This window comes from Aquipluma nitroreducens, assembly GCF_009689585.1.
In the GTDB taxonomy this organism is placed as follows: Bacteria; Bacteroidota; Bacteroidia; order Bacteroidales; family Prolixibacteraceae; genus Aquipluma; species Aquipluma nitroreducens.
This window is the reverse complement of sequence record NZ_AP018694.1, coordinates 4,741,958-4,758,670: the sequence shown is the minus strand read 5'-3', so window position 1 is coordinate 4,758,670 and position 16,713 is coordinate 4,741,958. Positions and strand designations below refer to the sequence as shown.

The window sequence follows — 16,713 nt, the reverse complement described above, 5'->3', positions numbered from 1 at the left end:
TCAAAGATTCGGTTTATAATTATTTCATTTACAACTACCATCATGAGCCTGTTAAATAAACTTTTTTATTTCAGCAAAGAAGTAGAAAAAACCAAAGACAAACACCTCGCAATTACAAGTGAAAATCGCGATTGGGAGCGTATGTACCGTAATCGCTGGCAGCACGATAAGGTTATTCGCTCCACTCATGGAGTAAACTGTACAGGATCCTGCTCGTGGAAAATATTTGTAAAGAATGGGCTTGTGACCTGGGAAACCCAGCAAACCGACTATCCACGTACACGGCCGGGAATGCCCAATCACGAACCGCGCGGTTGTCCTCGGGGCGCCAGTTATTCATGGTACCTATATAGTGCAAACCGGGTTAAGTATCCCATGATCCGCGGAGAATTGCTGACTGCATATAAGGAAGCAAAGGCTCGCCTCTCCGACCCGGTAAAAGCCTGGGAAGCAGTAGTCAGCAACCCGGTAATTTCAAAGCAGTATAAAGCAGCACGTGGTCTGGGAGGTTTTATTCGTGCCGAATGGGATGAAGTAAACGAAATCATTGCAGCTGCAAATATTTATACGATAAAAACTTATGGTCCCGATCGACTTGCAGGGTTCTCCCCTATTCCTGCCATGTCGATGGTTTCTTATGCGGCCGGCACGCGCTACCTGAGCCTAATCGGAGGAACCGTGCTAAGTTTCTATGATTTCTATTGCGATCTGCCACCGGCATCGCCACAAACATGGGGAGAGCAAACCGATGTTCCTGAAAGCGCTGATTGGTACAACTCATCATTCCTGATGCTCTGGGGATCTAATGTTCCGCTTACACGCACACCTGATTCTCCTTTCTATACTCAGGTTCGCTATAAAGGGACAAAATCGATCGTTATTGCCCCCGACTACAGCGATGCCGTTAAATTTGCCGATTTATGGATGAAACCCAAACAAGGCACCGATGCTGCTTTGGGTATGGCCATGGGACATGTGATCCTGAAAGAGTTTTATCTGGATAAAAAAACACCCTATTTTGAGAAATATGCCCGTCAATATTCTGATTTGCCTTTTCTGGTTAAGATTGAGAAAAAAGACGGGAAATATATGAGTGGAACTCTTCTCAGGGCCAGTGATCTTAAAAATATGCCCGTTATAGGTGAAAAATCGGAATGGAAACCTGTTTTACTCGACGAACTGTCGGGCAACTATGTGGTGCCAAACGGGACGATCGGATCGCGATGGGAGAAAAAACAAAAATGGAATCTCGAGCTAAAGGACAGCAAAACCGGCGCCGATATTATTCCTGAACTTTCACTTTTTGAAAAGCATGATGAAGTGATTCATGTGCAGTTCCCTTATTTTGGAGGCTCGACTTTTAAACACGAACATTTTTCGGCAACAGGCCACGACGATATTATTGAACGCAAAGTGCCGGTCAGAAAAATCAAAACCATTCAGGGTGAAATTTATACCTGCACTGTATTCGACCTGATGGTTGCCAACTATGGAATTGACCGTGGTTTTGATGCCCCGAATTCAGCAAAAAGCTATGACGAGGACCTGCCTTTTACTCCAAAATGGCAGGAAAAAATTACCGGAGTTCCAGCTCAACACATCATCTCTACCGCCAGACAATTTGCTGAGAATGCGGCGGCTACCGAAGGAAAGTCAATGATTATTATCGGGGCCGGAGTCAACCACTGGTATCATACTGATATGATTTACCGGAGCGCTATCAACATGCTGGTATTTTGTGGTTGTGTCGGCCAGTCGGGCGGTGGTTGGTCTCATTACGTTGGTCAGGAAAAACTCAGGCCTCAGACAGGTTGGTTACCACTGGCATTTGCCCTCGACTGGAACCGTCCGCCAAGGCAAATGAATACCACCTCATTCATGTATATGCACACTGACCAATGGAGGTATGAGAAAGTGAAACTAAACGGATTGCTTTCTCCTCTTACCAATAAGTCGGAATGGGAAAATCTTTCACTCATCGATTGCAATGTTCGCGCAGAGCGCATGGGTTGGTTACCGAGTGCTCCGCAACTGAGCAAAAATCCGTTAACAATTGCCAAAGAAGCAGAATCTGCAGGTGTGACTTCAGAAGAATATGTGGTTTCGCGATTAAAAAGCGGGAAACTGACTTTGGCCTCCGAAGATCCCGACAATCCAGCCAACTTCCCGCGCAACCTTTTTGTTTGGAGATCGAACCTGTTGGGGTCAAGCGCAAAAGGAATGGAATATTTTATGAAGCACTTGCTGGGAGCACAAAATAGCGTTCAGGGCAACGATCTGAAAGAATTGGGACAGACCTTACCTTCCGAAGTCAAATGGCACGACGATGCCCCGGAAGGAAAGCTTGATCTGCTGGTAAGCCTCGATTTCAGGATGTCAACCACCGGATTGCATTCAGACATTTTGCTTCCGGCCGCTTCGTGGTACGAAAAAAACGATCTGAGTACCAGCGACATGCACCCATTTATTCATCCATTTTCACGGGCAGTTGATCCTGTATGGGAATCCCGAACAGATTGGGATATATTTAAAGGGTTGGCAGAAAAATTTTCAATACTGGCTAAAGGACATCTTGACAACGAGACTGACATTGTATTGCTTCCGCTTCAACACGATACTCCGATGGAGTTATCGGAGACTACCGACGCAAAAGATTGGAAAAATTCGGATTTAGAAATAAAGCCCGGAATCAACTTCTCAAAAATAATCACTCTGAAACGTAATTATCCGGAAACTTACAATCGGTTCACCAGTCTGGGGCCACTGATGAAGACTCTGGGCAATGGTGGTAAAGGAATTAACTGGAACACAGAGGCCGAAATAGACCTGCTTGCACTCCTTAATAATACCAAAAGTGAAGAAGGTGAAACCAAAGGTCTTCCGAAGATTGAAACGGACATTCAGGCTGCTGAGGTTATTCTTTCTCTGGCTCCTGAGACCAATGGCGCGGTTGCCATGAAAGCCTGGAAAGCGCTGGAAGCAATTACAGGACGCAAACACACGCATCTGGCTTTAGGCCGCGAGGAGGAAAAAATACGTTATCGCGACCTGCTTTCGCAACCTCGAAAGATCATCACTTCTCCTATATGGAGCGGCATCGATTCCGAAAAGGTATCGTACAATGCTGGTTATACCAATGTGCATGAACTGATCCCGTGGCGAACACTCACCGGACGGCAAACCCTTTATCAGGATCATCCGTGGATGATTGCATTTGGGGAGAATATGGTCACTTACAAACCGCCTATCAACACCAAATCAATTCTTGAAGTACTAGGTAAAGCGGAAAAGGAGGACGAGTACATGGTCATAAACATTATGACACCTCATAATAAATGGACCATCCATTCTTCGTGGTCTGACAATTTAGTCATGCTCACACTAGGCCGCGGAGGTCCGGTAGCCTGGATGAGCGAAACAGATGCCGCCAGCATTGGACTCAAAGACAATGACTGGATTGAAGTCTTTAACAGCAACGGAGCATCCGTAGCTAGGCTGATTGTATCTCAGCGGATTCCTGTCGGTGCACTGATCATGTATCACAACCAGGAACGAACTGTAAATATGCCGATTAGTCAGTTAACGGGTAATCGCGGCGGTGTGCATAACTCCGTAGAGCGATTATGCCTGAAGCCAACACACATGATTGGCGGATATGCTCAATTGTCATATGGATTCAATTATTACGGAACCATCGGATCAAACCGTGACGAGTTTGTGGTCGTCCGCAAACTGAAGAAAGTGGAATGGAAAGACGAAGAAGTAAAACATTAACACGTTTAATACTCATTAGATTATGAAAATACAGGCTCAAATTGCAATGGTATTAAACCTCGACAAATGTATTGGCTGTCATACTTGTTCGGTTACCTGTAAAAACGTATGGACAACCCGCAAAGGGATGGAATATGCCTGGTTTAATAATGTTGAAACTAAACCAGGACAGGGTTATCCCACCGACTGGGAAAATCAGGACAAATGGAAGGGTGGCTGGGTACTCGATAAATCGAAGCTTCGTCCGCGTATGGGGAATAAGACAGGTATCATGAAAAACATTTTTTCAAATCCGTACTTACCTCAGATCGATGACTATTACGAACCGTTCACCTTCAACTACAGTATTTTACATTCATCTGGAAAGTTTGCTACACCACCTACAGCCAGGCCTCATTCAATGATTACCGGACTTCCGATGGAGAAGATCGAGAAAGGTCCAAATTGGGAAGACGATCTGGGGGGTGCATTTGAAGAACGCAGTAAAGAGAAGAATTTTGATGACATTGACAAAGAGATATACAGCAAGTTCGAGAACGCCTTCATGATGTATTTGCCGCGCCTGTGCGAACATTGCCTCAATCCGACCTGTGTGGCGGCCTGCCCTTCAGGTGCCATTTACAAGCGTGAAGATGATGGCATTGTGCTCATCGACCAGGATCGTTGCCGGGGATGGCGTCAGTGCGTGAGCGCCTGTCCATACAAAAAAATCTATTTCAACTGGAAAACCAAACGTTCTGAGAAATGCACGCTGTGTTATCCGAAGATTGAAAACGGGGAACCAACTATCTGTAGCGAAACTTGCGTTGGAAGAATCAGGTATATCGGCGTAATGCTTTACGATGCCGAAAAAATCAAGGAATCAGCCTCTTCCGAAAATCCGGTTGATTTGTATCAATCCCATATCGGTATTTTCCTTGATCCCCATAATCCTGAAATTATAGCAGAAGCCCGCAAACAAGGCATTCCCGATAATTTTATCGATGCAGCTCAAAAATCGCCTGTTTACAAAATGGCAGTCGAGTGGAAAGTAGCTTTTCCACTTCATCCCGAGTACCGAACTTTACCGATGGTTTGGTACACCCCGCCTTTATCGCCTATCCAGGAAGAAGTTGAAAGTGGAAAACTGGGTTTCAATGGCATTATTCCGGATGTAGATATGCTGCGTATCCCTGTTAAATATCTGGCCAATATGTTCACTGCAGGCGATGAAAAGCCGGTAAGGGAAGCATTGGTAAAAATGCTGGCCATGCGTGCGTTCATGAGGAGTAAAACTGTTGAAAACAGTGAAGATGAAGGGGTATTATCTGGTACAGGCCTGACGGCTGAAATGGTCGAAGAGATGTACCGCTACATGGCCATTGCCGATTACGAAGACCGCTTTGTAATTCCCGTGTCACATAAGGAATATGCTATTGATGCCTTTGGCGATAAGGCTGAGTGTGGGTTCAGTGATGGAGAAGGGTGCGGCAGCATGGAAAGTCGTTTGAAAAACTTATTTGGAGGAATGTAAAATGCTGAAAACTTATAAAATAATTTCGCTGTTGATTACTTATCCCAACGAGGAAATTTATGACTTTTTACCTCAGGTTAATTCTTCACTTAAGGAGGAGAATTTGATGAACGCCGAAGCCATTTCCGGAATAGACATTTTTGTTGACTTTTTTGCAAAAAAGCCACTGACATTTTGGCAAGAGCACTATGTTCAACTGTTCGATTATTCGCGCTCGGTTTCTCTTTACCTGTTTGAGCATGTACATGGCGATTCAAAAGACCGCGGTCAGGCCATGGTTGACCTGATCGGTCTTTACAATGAAAATGGATTAAATATAAACCGTCCGGAATTACCTGATTATCTGCCTGTATTTCTCGAATTCCTTGCCATGCAAACGCAATCAAAGGCTATGGATTATCTTTCTGAGATTATTGATATTGTAGGCTTTATTCACAAAAAGCTGGAAGATAAGGACAATCCATATAAATATCTTTTATCTGCCATCATCAAATTATCTGGCCGCAAACCCGCCGAAGCCCGGATTGAAAAAATGGAAACAGAAATGCCTGAAATCAGTATTGATGAAGCTTACGAAGAAGAGCCCGTAACATTCGGAGACGAAAATGCTTGTTTAAATTGTAAATCATAATGTTTATGGATAATTATATCAACAACCTGTTATTCACCTATTTGCCACACATCGCCATGACTCTTTTCTGGTTTGGTGTTATCACTCGAATAGTAAAAACATCAAAATCATTACAAGCTGAATCGAGCCAGTTTCTCTCGAAGAAAGGCCAGCGATGGGGAGGCAATTTGTTTCATTATGGCATTATCCTGGTTTTTATCGGACACTTTATGGGCCTTTTTACTCCTGAACATTTTTATCACCTGTTTATGACCACTGCAACAAAAAAGATATTGGCAGTTATAATGGGGTCTGTTTTTGGCACCGCCGCCGTGGTCGGAATAACGATACTTCTCGTCAGGCGACTTAAGGACCAACGGATCAGAATAAACAGTTCAATTGCGGATATCCTCTTGATCGCTTTGCTTTTATTTGAAATGGGACTGGGGTTGATCTCTGTAGCCATTTCTGCCGGATCTTCCGTTGAAAACTATGCCGCTTTAGGTGAATGGGCGCAAAAGGTTATTACTTTTCAACCAGATGCAGGTGTAGTAATTGCAGGACATAGCCTTATTTACAAATTGCACATAGTAACGGGACTTTTCATTTTTATGATTTTCCCCTACACGAAACTCATGCACATGTTTGTGATGCCGCTTGCTTATTTTTTCAGATCGGGTTATCAACTGGTAAGGCGCGGATTTACAAAACGGCCAGCCTGAAGCATCTTATATCTGGCCTAAAGCTTCTTTACCTGCCTCTGTAAGATTTTCAATTGACCACATGGGTTCCCATACAAGATTAATCTTGACTTCAAAATTGGGATAACTGGATTCGATCAACTGTTGGGCATCTTCAATGATCAAGCCGCCCATCGGGCACCCGGGCGAGGTGAGGGTTAAATCTATATCGATTTTATGTTCCGGCTCATTATAAGTCACGCCATAAATTAATCCCAGATCAATAATGTTTACCATTAATTCCGGATCAACAACTCCTTTGAGCAATTCAAAAATATTTTTTTCTTCCGTATTCATAATGAAACTATTTATTTTCTGGTTTATGAAATATGATTTTGAACAGATTAAAGTTATAAAGCGCGGCCGACAAAAACAGGCTAATACCGCTCATAATCAATAGATTAACAATAGTTGTTGAAATTCCGAGAAGTAATAAAACAAACCCTGCAGCAAAAAGCCATAACTGGGCAATGGCTACTTTTTCAGAATAAAGGTCTTTCGGTAAGGGCAATACCACTTTCCCAATCCGCCCCCGATAGACTTTCAGCCAGACAATAAAAGGCAAGGTTTTGTATGTTTGCCCCATGACCAGTGAAGTAATAAACCCAATTACAATTGCACTTCCATAAGCCACTGAAAGGGGTAGCGTCAGGTTGTTCAGGAATTCGAAATTAAACAGAAGAGTGAAAATCAGGAAGAATGGAATAACCAGTATCAAAAAGGAAAAGGCCGTTTGTTTCATCCCGATATCAAGTTGTTTTTTCACCCTTTTTGTATAGGCTTCATAAATAAATGACAGGTAACTAAAAATACCCGGCACGATGATAATCGCACTCATTACGATACCAAATTTCATCTGCAGAAACAACGACACGAGTCCTGCAATCAGCCCAATATTAATAGCGTAATAAGCAACACTTAACTTCTTGGTATTTACGTGGTGAGACACCATAAACATAGGCAACAATTTACTGCTGACGCCAATAATCAACTGAATAAACCATCCAACAATCCCGGCGTGGGAATGCAGTTTTAACAGTTCGATTTGCGAAGTTTTCAAAAACGGGTGAACCTGGTTAATGGCCAGGGCTAAACCGGCCAACACCGTGAATAACAGCCATATTACTGAAGTAATGATGAAGGTTCTATCAATCACTTTTTTAGTGGAAGAATGTGCAGTAAACAATACATTGGCAACAAAAAATCCAACAGCCACAACAACACATGTTGCCGCAACAAACATGATGGCACCAAATGAAAATTGCCAGAAAGAGAAAGCCAGCAAAATAGTACCCAAGCCCAGCAAGATAAATGAAGCTATTGCAAATGGCTCGCTGTATAATTTCACTTCCATAATGACCGGAAGCAACTGGTACAAGGCTCCAAAAATAATCATGGTAATCCAACCCAACACCAACAAGTGGGTTATGGCAAGTAATTCAGGATTAAAAAAATGTTGTGTGAAAGCTTCAGGATTAAATACGATTAGCAGGGTTACCACGAGCCAGGTCAGTCCCCCGAAAGCATAATGGGGAATAACTACCTTTGGTGATGGGGCATTTTGGCTGGCTATCTGGTTCATTTATTTATGAATTAAAAGTTTAACGTTGTTTTCGTCCACCTCGGCAATCCAGGTCTTAAAATTCCGTTCAGCCAATTCGGGTAATAAATATTGAGGCACTTTTTTATGATGCACATAGAGTGCACCGTTTTCTTTCAACTCTTCTAACTCTTTTAAAATAGTGACCATGGGTAATGGCATCTCTAAGTCGCGAACATCAATTTCACGAATATCCTTTTTACATTTGGCCCTTCTTTCTTCATGTTCTGACACAGAAACCCGGAAAACCAGGTTGCTGGAACGGGCTTCTTCTTTGGCTTCGCCCACTTTAAAGAAATAAGTGTAAACGGCATCTTCTTTTGTTTCAATCCTACTCGAATATCCTCTGGCATTCGCTATTTTAATCAGTGGCGTTGGTTCAAACGTATTGATAACTTCCAATGCGTATCCATCCTGAAGCCTCATTAGTTCGCCCATTATTTCATTGAATGGGTCTCCACCTCTTTCCAAAGTTGGCCTGACATCCAACGAGGTCACCTTGGCCAATTTAATGGCGTTTAAAATTTCGGAATTTGCAGATTGCTCTATTTTCTCTTCTTTCAAAATCGCATCTTTTTCAATCTCGAAACCTATTTCAGCAAGTGATTTAAAAAGAACCTCAATGTCACATTTTCCAATTCGGGCAGCATCTCCAATACTGGTTCTTGAAGCTAATATTCCACGGAGCAATGGATTTCTTAATTTGCTAAAATGAGGGTTGACAGAAACGATAGCTTCAATTGCGTTTGAGTTTTCTTTAATTAGAACTGATATTTTTGTTTCGCTGTTAATTTTCATTTTTCCAGAATTTATTTATCAAAACTTCAGAATCCACCTCGCGATATCGCAATGCCCAGAAAGGCAATAATTAAGGCCAGCAACAGATTAAGCATTCCGGTCCACCGTGCTAACATTTTGAATTTCTTTCCTAATGATTGTTGCATTTCATCAATCGATTTCATGCCAAAATAAAAATCATGAATTCCACCAACTAGTAGCATAACCACGAAAAGGGCCAATTTCAAGCTTAGTAATTTTCCGTAGCTTGTGTTAATGAAAAATTCGACTGTAAAGGGAAGTCCTCTGAAATAGATGTTTAAAACTCCGCTTATAATCAGGATTATGACTGCCAGCCAACCATAAAACCGGAATTTAATCCCGGTTTTATGGAGTAACAACACACGGTTGGGTTGATTTTTTATGCCTGGCACTAAAACAAGGGGGATAAACAGCATACCGCCTATCCAAAATGCTGCACAAATCACATGTACAAAAATCGAAATAAAATAATTTGTTGTCATTCGATTTACTAATGCATTAGGATTGTTTCAGAAATTATGAAATTTAAATGATCAAGCGCCAGTTGATCCAATCCATAACCTTTATTCAACTTTCATTTTACTGATTTTTACTTCCCACACATCTGGACCTTGTTGAAGGTATTCCCAACCAAATTCTTTCCCTTTTTCTGCGGTAAACTGATAGTAAAGCGGTTTTGGATCGTGGTCGTTATGAAGGATAAAAGATTCTCCTACAGCCAAATCTTCGTAGGCTTGAAAGATGGTGGGGTGTTTGTACCTGGGTTCAATTTTCGTTGCATCTAACGTTTTCATAATTTAATATTTAAAGGTTTTTAAATCTTTTAATATTGCAAATATATAAAAATATTCCATAAAAAGACATTGATGTCTTTTTATGGAATATAAAAGGAGGCAATTTTTATAGATACAACCCTGACAATTCCTTTGCTATTGAGATTTATTATGATTCATAACTGCCAGGAACAGCACGAAATCCAATTGCCAAACGATTCCATCCGTTAATAGCAACTATAGCCATGGTGAGCGCTACCATTTCTTTTTCATCAAAATGTTTCCGGGCAGATTCATATAATGAATCAGACATATCATTTTCTGAAATCAATGTTAATGCTTCTGTCCAAGCCAATGCAGCCCGCTCACGTTGGGTATAAAATGGAGTTTCCCGCCAGGCATCTAAGGCATACAAACGTTGTTCTGTCTCGCCTGCCTTGCGGGCATCCTTTGTGTGCATGTCGATGCAATAGGCACAGCCGTTTATTTGGGATGCCCTAGTTTTCACCAACTCGTAAAGCGAGTGTTCGAGCCCCGAATCATGTACATATTTCTCGAGTTCATACATGGCTTTTATGGCATCAGGAGCCACCATTGAATAGTTTAATCTTTCTTCCATGATTTTAATATTATATCATTTCGTCCAGAGCAGCAGCAGCATGTTCAGATGCTGCTACTTCTCGCATTTCGGAAGCAATCCATATCACTTCAATAATTTCTTCCTTGCTTGTTCCTTTCCTCATCGCCTGTTTTGTATGTAAGCATATGCAATATGGACTCCTACAATGTCTGTTTCCCAAGAGATTCAGCTACTTCAAAAGGATTGTATTATATTACTCCTTATGACCTGCGTGTCCACCGCCGTGTTCAATAATATCGTGCAATGCTTCAACAGTATGCGTGTAATCAACGTAAGCTTCTACGAATTCCCGGCCTAGCTCTGTTGAATTATCTTTTACTTTATTCAGTTCCGAAACTTTTTGATATTTTTCGCGGATTACCTTATTAATGTGGCTATTAAATTTTACCAGGAAATCATCCACATTGCCTTCCTGAAGCGCTTTGTCAGTCATTTGGATAATTTGTTTTGTGGTTCCGGCAGGTTTTAGCCCAGTGTAAGGTGCGCCTTCTTTTTCACGGTGCAAACGGACAAGGGTTTCGAAGAAGTGTTTTTCAACAATTGCGTAAACCTCTTTATCACCACCCCTCAATTGATAGGTTTTTTTGAATAAAAGAATAATTTCCTTTTCCTGTTCCGGAGTAATCCATTTCAGGATTAAATTGGCATTGTTTGTTTCGAGCGCTTTGGTGGCATCTTTGATAACAGGGCCATCATACGAATCACAATGCGCTGACGCAGGTGTACCGGCAAATAGAGTCAACATAAATAATAGAAAGGCAGCGCCTGTTAACTTAAAGATGTTTTTTTTGCCTCTGTTTTTCTGTCCGACATTCTTTTCTGTGTTTTTCATTTTTCTGATTTTTAAAAGATTTATAAAATTCATTTCAGAAGCAAAAATACAGAGAGCAAACAGCCTGTGCGACCTACTTTCTAAAGTGGCACTCATTTTATTGAACCGGGAAGTCCCGATTTATAAAACGATACGTGGGATAAGAAGTAATTGTACCGATTTAAACAGAAAGCGTCTTTTTATATTCGCTGGGAGTAATTCCAGTAATATTTTTAAACACCCGATTAAAAGCCGACTTGGAATTAAATCCGGATTCAAAGGCAATCCCCAGGATTGAAAAGTTATTGTACCGTGGATCTGACATTTTATTTTTCACATCTTCCACACGTTGACGGTTAATAAAATCAAAGAAGTTCAGTCCAATATTTTCATTAATCACCTGTGATAAATAATGTGATGGGATTTCCACTTCTTTAGCCAATTGTGGAAGATTTAAATCCGGATTCAGGTAAGGTTTTTCTTCTTCCATAAAACGGTTCAGTTTCTCCAGGTATAATCCGGCTTCCGACTCTTTTAGCCTTGAGCCTGAATACTTTTCAGGTTTCTGTTCCAGAATAAAAGATTCCTTTTCGGGAAATGAAAATAGTTCTTTCTGTTTTAACCCATAATAACCGATAAGGATGATAAAAATCGACAATGAAAGCGAAATTCCATCAGTGCAAAAAATCCACGAAAAAAGATGAAACACGTGGTGAATGGTAGCAACAACCATCAATAAAGTCCATACGGATCCAAATATGTACACCAACTTCCGCAGCCAGTCGAGATTTATATTTTCAGCACTTGAAAAATTATTAAAAATTTGAATATCCAGGCTTTTAAATAGCCGGATTGAAAACACAAAATATACAGGACTCGATAAGACAACCAGCATTAAAAACAGCTGAAACAATAAGGGCGATTCATGTTCACTTGCTACATGGCTTAAACTGATTCGCTCCGATACTCTCGGTAAATAAGATACAATGATCAGATAAAGGTTAAACAGGAGAAATGGGGTAAAATGGAGCAGGTCTTTGGTTCTAAATTTATTTGAGTTAACTACCAGGGAGGAAATATAGAAATATAGAAAAGGGCCATGCAATAAAAGTAGTGAAATAAAACTGGCCGACAAAAGTGGAAAGTACGTGAACAATTCATTTGAAAAAAGGCCATATACTCCTGTATATAAGCCCAAAAAAGCTAGCCAGAAAATAAGTATCTTATCGTGTACCGCCTTCGGTTTTTTCTGAAAAAGTAAAACAGCGAAAAAGAAGGCATTGAAAGCTGCTATTAAAAAGAAATATTTCATAGTTCAGCAAAGGAGAAATTTTCACCACCAAAACAAATGATATTTTCAAACTAAAACAACCGATTTCTACCTGGGAAGCAAGAGGCTATTAACTAATTTTAGAGGGTTTGTACAGCAGTTTTGATTGTTATTTCGAGTACTGCCCTGGCCCATGGAAACTTAGCTTTGATCAAATTAAAATCGGGGCCATCCTTTATAAATCTTGCTATTCCGGTAATCAGAAAGCCTGCTCCCTTGTAATTTAGCCCCTGAACTTCGCGATTTCCAATGGTCAGTTTAACCAACTGATTCTCTTCAACATTTTTTTCTGTTTTATTCATTCCCCCCACGGGAATTAACATTCTCCCATCCAACGTAATATTGACATAGCTATTCCAGGTATTTACAACATGAGCTCCATCTGTACCCTTAGTTACAATTGCTACCTCCCCATCAGCAGGATGGGACAAAATTTCCAATAGTTTTTCGTTCAACATTTTATATCTCCTTTTAATTAGTTAATTCACAATATAGGGTTATCTGATTTATTAATTTACAGATATTTATGTCGTCGGCTCTCTGAATTATTTATTTAATTTAAGGCAGGGACCATGGCCGGTAGCCACAAACCCGGGGTTTAATTGCATCAATGTCTTTTGCAACTGTAGGCGGCGCTCAGGATCCGGAACCTGCTCCAGCCTGATATTTTCAATTTCCATTTGCCAATTGGATTCTATATGAGTACCATTCGCTTCCCCAAACCGCATCATCAGGTCACTGCTAAAGAAAATCCTGCGTCGGGTTTCCATGACCAATAAACCCTCCCAAAGATGCATTTCGCAGGGGTAATTAAAGAATTCCAGTTCATAGTCCTTTGTAAGGAGTCTCTCGCCAGGTTTCTTAACAATCAACTCGCTGGCAAGTCCGAATCCGGTTAGCTGACGGGCTGTCACTTCGGAGCAAATGGGTTTGACACCAGGAAAATGTTCCAGTATATGGGACAATCCACCGCATTCATCAGATTCAAAGTGAGAAACAAAGATGTATTTCAGGGTTTTATCATTGAGAACTGCTTTCAACTGCGGTACTAAGACTTTTGCTTGTTGAATATTACCTGTATGAAACAGAAGTGGTTCTTCATTCGCTAGTAAATATTGGTGAAATGAAAGGTTAATTGGCTGAACGTAGGTACTAAATTGATATAAATCTTGGTCAATGATTGTCATGTAATTAATTCCTTTCTTTATTTCCAACTTTATAGAATTTAAGCTTAAGCTATTTTTTTACCGGCAGAAGGACCTGGTTTAAGTGAATGAATTTCAGTTATATGAATTATAACAACAGCAAATGGTTTAGGCCTCCCTAATTGTGCAGACATTGCAGCCGCCTGTTCAAATAATTCTCCACTTTCCTGCAATGAAGCATTTCCAACAAATCTATATCCATCTAAAATTTCGCGATTTACAATAGAAATAGAAACTTTTGATCCTCTTTTGATATTTGCGTAAGTTGCACCACCAGTACCTTCAGTAAAAATAAGAGAATCGTCAGATAGTACTCGGGTTGACCGCTTTGGTGCTACATTTGGTGTTCCATCTGCATTAACTGTTCCCACAAAACATTGCTGTGTTGCAATCATGTCTTTCATTTCCTGTGTCAATATTGGCATGTCTTTTCTATAATTTATTTACATATTCAATTATGTCATTGCCAAAATTACGAATAGAATTTTATAAACAATAAAAATTACGAAAAATTTCGTGGAACTATGTTCGACAGAAATAAGTTTCATGTTATACCTCAATTTTGAATATATTATTCGACTGCAGTCCTAAAATCAATTTCTCCCTGAGTTATCAATACACAGTGAAATTTTGATTTTCGACCATAAATCCGTCATTGGAACGTAAGGAGATTACCACTTTCTTTATCCGCTCTCCTTTTCTTTATCATCCGCTTTTCCTTCCTAAAACTATTTTTAGTCGAATAGTTTAGTAATAACAATGTTAAATAAAATTAGGTGCCTTTCAATAAGATAATACTCTAATTATTTAAATGTCAATATATTATTAAGTTATACTTCCTAAAGGCCTTGCCGAACATAAAGAGCCATTAAATAAAAATTTCATTTCCAGCTACACCTTTCTCACAACCAAATGTGCTAGCCCAGGGTCATTCAGCAATCGTTCCATTTCGGAATGAATTATATCCTGAACATCCTGTTTTATCTGCAAATAGTTGCGTTGCACCATGGTATTGTCCAGCTTGCGTATGACCTGAATATCCTTGTAAGCTTCCTGTTCTTTCTTCAGCGCTGCATGGTCGTTCAATATCTCGCAATGGAAAGTTTTCAGGTCAATTTTACAGTCTGGATCATCGGCCACCATGCCTACAAACTCCCCGGAACTAAGTGTAGAAATTTTAGAGGGTGGTACCGCAGATTCCAATTGTTTGGAACGGCTGATGGAAGTATCAGAAGCGTTAATGGAAAGGCTTTCCCGATCCTGCATAATCTTGCCAAAGCGTTCTGATAATTGTTTGGCCGTATCGCCCGTAACTTGTCCGCTAACTATGTTTCCGGTAATGTTCATGATCACATCTGCCTGCTCCCTGCCATAATCCTTACGGAGCTGGCTAAAGTCCTGAATACCCAGACAGGTTGCCACTTTGTTGCTTCTTGCCGTTGCAATCAGGCTGTCCATATTATTGAGGTAAATAGTTGGGAATTCATCAAAAATTAGGCTGCTCTTTTGTTTACCTTTCTTGTTCACCAACTTCACCAAACGGGTTACATAGAGAGATAATACAGCCCCGTAAATCTGTATCTTTTGCGGATTATTGCCCATGCAGACAATCTTAGGATCATCTGGATTATTGATATCAAGCGTAAAGTCGTTGCCGGATAAAACGTAGTACAATTGTGGCGAAGAAAGCCTGGCCATGGCCACTTTTGCAGCAGCAATTTGGCCTTCCAGTTGCTCCATCACATCATTGAGGTATGCATTCACAAAAGGATTGATCAGTACCTCAATTTCTTTCTCCATCCTGAGTAGTGTAAACAGACTATCATAGTCCACCTGCATCAGCTCAATGACGTGTGGCAGGGTACAAAATTCACCATCCTTATACTTTCGTAAATACCATATTACCGCCGTCAGAAAGTTGATTGGCGATTCCACAAAAAAATCACCTTGACGCTTGATCCATTCCCGGTTCAATCCCATCAGGATGGTACGGGCAGATTCTGCCGCATCGGTAATGTCGGTCATGGCCGAAGGTTCCAGTGGGTTACAGCGGTGGCTGCGGGTCAGGTCGTCAAAATTGATCACATAAAATGTCGGCGGTTTTGGGTACCTATGTTTGTTTTTCAGCCATGTATTATATGCAATTCTTGAAAGGTCGTCAAACTTAAAATCGTACACAAACATCGTAAAGCCTTTGCGGATATGTTGTGTTATGATGTGGCGTATCACGAAATAAGATTTTCCAGAACCGGGAGTCCCCAACACCATTACTCCACGAAAAGGATTAATAATGTTGATCCAGCTTTCACATACCTTATCTTTAAGATGGTATCGGGCAGGTAGATTAATTGAATATTCGTTCTCCAACAGACGTTCTTCCTGCGGAAACGTCTCGTTCTCACGGTTAAAAATATCTTTATTATTGAGCTTATTACTGATAATCCTCGATAACAATGTACCGCCCGATAGCACGAGCAAAAAACCAATTGAAGTAAGGCCGATATAAACCATTGCCAGTTTCGTTGTCTTTATTTTCACCAGCAAGGCCAGGTAACTTGTAAAATAAATTAACAGTCCGGTGATGATATATGCAAAGGCTGTTTTATGATTCAGCTTTTCGTCTTTCCTGCCTCTTGCACCCAACAGGGAGATAAACAGAAAGCCCAAGGCAATTAGCTTGGATTTATGAAAATTTCCAAACAATCCCGTTCTGTAAATATTGCCCAGTAAGCGATCGCTCAGTGCACTGCTCAATCCCCACTCCTGGAAAGCACCGTAACAGTAATAATAAAAATGGATCACTAATATTATAATGCTAATCAGCCTAGTCATATCCAGAATTTTCCTCATCGCCTGTTCATTCTCACCTGTCTGCATTGCCATAGCTTTAAGATTTTT

General features: G+C 40.7%; 17 protein-coding genes. 4 read left to right on the top strand and 13 right to left on the bottom strand.

The genetic code is table 11. The annotated features are described in order from the left end of the window. The first annotated feature begins 42 nt into the window (after positions 1 to 42). From AQPE_RS20005 to narI, 4 genes are read left to right on the top strand one after another with little or no spacing between them, the layout of a single operon-like run. On the top strand, positions 43 to 3,774 hold the full coding sequence (locus AQPE_RS20005; RefSeq protein WP_318348267.1) for a nitrate reductase subunit alpha: 3,732 nt from the start codon (positions 43 to 45) through the stop codon (positions 3,772 to 3,774). A 22-nt stretch (positions 3,775 to 3,796) separates the two neighbouring features. Continuing rightward, positions 3,797 to 5,287 (top strand): nitrate reductase subunit beta, encoded by a 1,491-nt coding sequence (gene narH, locus AQPE_RS20000; protein ID WP_318348266.1) that lies wholly within the window; start codon positions 3,797 to 3,799, stop codon positions 5,285 to 5,287. 1 nt (position 5,288) lies between these two features. After that, complete coding sequence (gene narJ / locus AQPE_RS19995; RefSeq protein ID WP_318348265.1) at positions 5,289 to 5,918, top strand: nitrate reductase molybdenum cofactor assembly chaperone; 630 nt, start codon at positions 5,289 to 5,291, stop codon at positions 5,916 to 5,918. Between the two features lie 5 nt (positions 5,919 to 5,923). Then, positions 5,924 to 6,619: a respiratory nitrate reductase subunit gamma gene (gene narI, locus AQPE_RS19990; protein ID WP_318348264.1), complete on the top strand. Its 696-nt coding sequence runs from the start codon at positions 5,924 to 5,926 to the stop codon at positions 6,617 to 6,619. Between the two features lie 6 nt (positions 6,620 to 6,625). On the opposite strand, the gene AQPE_RS19985 is transcribed toward narI, so the two are convergent. The 13 genes from AQPE_RS19985 to mobC all read right to left on the bottom strand — a co-directional run bounded on the left by AQPE_RS19985 (position 6,626) and on the right by mobC (position 16,698). Continuing rightward, a complete protein-coding gene (locus tag AQPE_RS19985; RefSeq protein WP_318348263.1) occupies positions 6,626 to 6,934 on the bottom strand; it encodes a metal-sulfur cluster assembly factor in 309 nt (102 codons plus the stop codon). A gap of 7 nt (positions 6,935 to 6,941) precedes the next feature. Beyond that, positions 6,942 to 8,219 (bottom strand): hypothetical protein, encoded by a 1,278-nt coding sequence (locus AQPE_RS19980; RefSeq protein WP_318348262.1) that lies wholly within the window; start codon positions 8,217 to 8,219, stop codon positions 6,942 to 6,944. Continuing rightward, entirely contained in the window at positions 8,220 to 9,035 is an 816-nt protein-coding gene (locus AQPE_RS19975) for a DUF2249 domain-containing protein (RefSeq protein WP_318348261.1), read from the bottom strand. Positions 9,036 to 9,061: 26 nt separating this feature from the next. After that, positions 9,062 to 9,538, bottom strand: coding sequence for a CopD family protein (locus AQPE_RS19970; protein ID WP_318348260.1), 477 nt, complete (start codon positions 9,536 to 9,538; stop codon positions 9,062 to 9,064). Positions 9,539 to 9,619: 81 nt separating this feature from the next. Continuing rightward, positions 9,620 to 9,850, bottom strand: coding sequence for a DUF2249 domain-containing protein (locus AQPE_RS19965; RefSeq protein ID WP_318348259.1), 231 nt, complete (start codon positions 9,848 to 9,850; stop codon positions 9,620 to 9,622). A gap of 148 nt (positions 9,851 to 9,998) precedes the next feature. Further along, entirely contained in the window at positions 9,999 to 10,448 is a 450-nt protein-coding gene (locus AQPE_RS19960) for a carboxymuconolactone decarboxylase family protein (protein WP_318348258.1), read from the bottom strand. Positions 10,449 to 10,458: 10 nt separating this feature from the next. Then, positions 10,459 to 10,629, bottom strand: a complete 171-nt coding sequence (locus AQPE_RS19955) for a carboxymuconolactone decarboxylase family protein (RefSeq protein ID WP_318348257.1) — start codon at positions 10,627 to 10,629, stop codon at positions 10,459 to 10,461. Positions 10,630 to 10,662: 33 nt separating this feature from the next. Further along, complete coding sequence (locus AQPE_RS19950) at positions 10,663 to 11,301, bottom strand: DUF6448 family protein (protein ID WP_318348256.1); 639 nt, start codon at positions 11,299 to 11,301, stop codon at positions 10,663 to 10,665. 160 nt (positions 11,302 to 11,461) lie between these two features. After that, complete coding sequence (locus AQPE_RS19945; RefSeq protein ID WP_318348255.1) at positions 11,462 to 12,592, bottom strand: helix-turn-helix domain-containing protein; 1,131 nt, start codon at positions 12,590 to 12,592, stop codon at positions 11,462 to 11,464. Positions 12,593 to 12,690: 98 nt separating this feature from the next. Next, positions 12,691 to 13,068, bottom strand: a complete 378-nt coding sequence (locus tag AQPE_RS19940; RefSeq protein WP_318348254.1) for a pyridoxamine 5'-phosphate oxidase family protein — start codon at positions 13,066 to 13,068, stop codon at positions 12,691 to 12,693. Positions 13,069 to 13,155: 87 nt separating this feature from the next. Further along, positions 13,156 to 13,824 carry an oxygen-binding di-iron domain-containing protein gene (locus AQPE_RS19935; RefSeq protein ID WP_318348253.1) on the bottom strand — a complete coding sequence of 223 codons (669 nt, stop codon included), beginning with the start codon at positions 13,822 to 13,824 and terminating at the stop codon, positions 13,156 to 13,158. Positions 13,825 to 13,841: 17 nt separating this feature from the next. Next, positions 13,842 to 14,240, bottom strand: coding sequence for a pyridoxamine 5'-phosphate oxidase family protein (locus AQPE_RS19930; protein WP_318348252.1), 399 nt, complete (start codon positions 14,238 to 14,240; stop codon positions 13,842 to 13,844). Between the two features lie 466 nt (positions 14,241 to 14,706). Then, positions 14,707 to 16,698, bottom strand: coding sequence for a conjugal transfer protein MobC (gene mobC, locus AQPE_RS19925; RefSeq protein WP_318348251.1), 1,992 nt, complete (start codon positions 16,696 to 16,698; stop codon positions 14,707 to 14,709). Positions 16,699 to 16,713 lie beyond the last annotated feature (15 nt).

Coding starts and splice junctions, on each gene's coding strand:
- AQPE_RS20005 (WP_318348267.1), top strand. CDS start 43: ATGAGCCTGTTAAATAAACTTTTTTATTTCAGCAAAGAAGTAGAAAAA.
- narH (WP_318348266.1), top strand. CDS start 3,797: ATGAAAATACAGGCTCAAATTGCAATGGTATTAAACCTCGACAAATGT.
- narJ (WP_318348265.1), top strand. CDS start 5,289: ATGCTGAAAACTTATAAAATAATTTCGCTGTTGATTACTTATCCCAAC.
- narI (WP_318348264.1), top strand. CDS start 5,924: ATGGATAATTATATCAACAACCTGTTATTCACCTATTTGCCACACATC.
- AQPE_RS19985 (WP_318348263.1), bottom strand. CDS start 6,934: ATGAATACGGAAGAAAAAAATATTTTTGAATTGCTCAAAGGAGTTGTT.
- AQPE_RS19980 (WP_318348262.1), bottom strand. CDS start 8,219: ATGAACCAGATAGCCAGCCAAAATGCCCCATCACCAAAGGTAGTTATT.
- AQPE_RS19975 (WP_318348261.1), bottom strand. CDS start 9,035: ATGAAAATTAACAGCGAAACAAAAATATCAGTTCTAATTAAAGAAAAC.
- AQPE_RS19970 (WP_318348260.1), bottom strand. CDS start 9,538: ATGACAACAAATTATTTTATTTCGATTTTTGTACATGTGATTTGTGCA.
- AQPE_RS19965 (WP_318348259.1), bottom strand. CDS start 9,850: ATGAAAACGTTAGATGCAACGAAAATTGAACCCAGGTACAAACACCCC.
- AQPE_RS19960 (WP_318348258.1), bottom strand. CDS start 10,448: ATGGAAGAAAGATTAAACTATTCAATGGTGGCTCCTGATGCCATAAAA.
- AQPE_RS19950 (WP_318348256.1), bottom strand. CDS start 11,301: ATGAAAAACACAGAAAAGAATGTCGGACAGAAAAACAGAGGCAAAAAA.
- AQPE_RS19945 (WP_318348255.1), bottom strand. CDS start 12,592: ATGAAATATTTCTTTTTAATAGCAGCTTTCAATGCCTTCTTTTTCGCT.
- AQPE_RS19940 (WP_318348254.1), bottom strand. CDS start 13,068: ATGTTGAACGAAAAACTATTGGAAATTTTGTCCCATCCTGCTGATGGG.
- AQPE_RS19930 (WP_318348252.1), bottom strand. CDS start 14,240: ATGCCAATATTGACACAGGAAATGAAAGACATGATTGCAACACAGCAA.
- mobC (WP_318348251.1), bottom strand. CDS start 16,698: ATGGCAATGCAGACAGGTGAGAATGAACAGGCGATGAGGAAAATTCTG.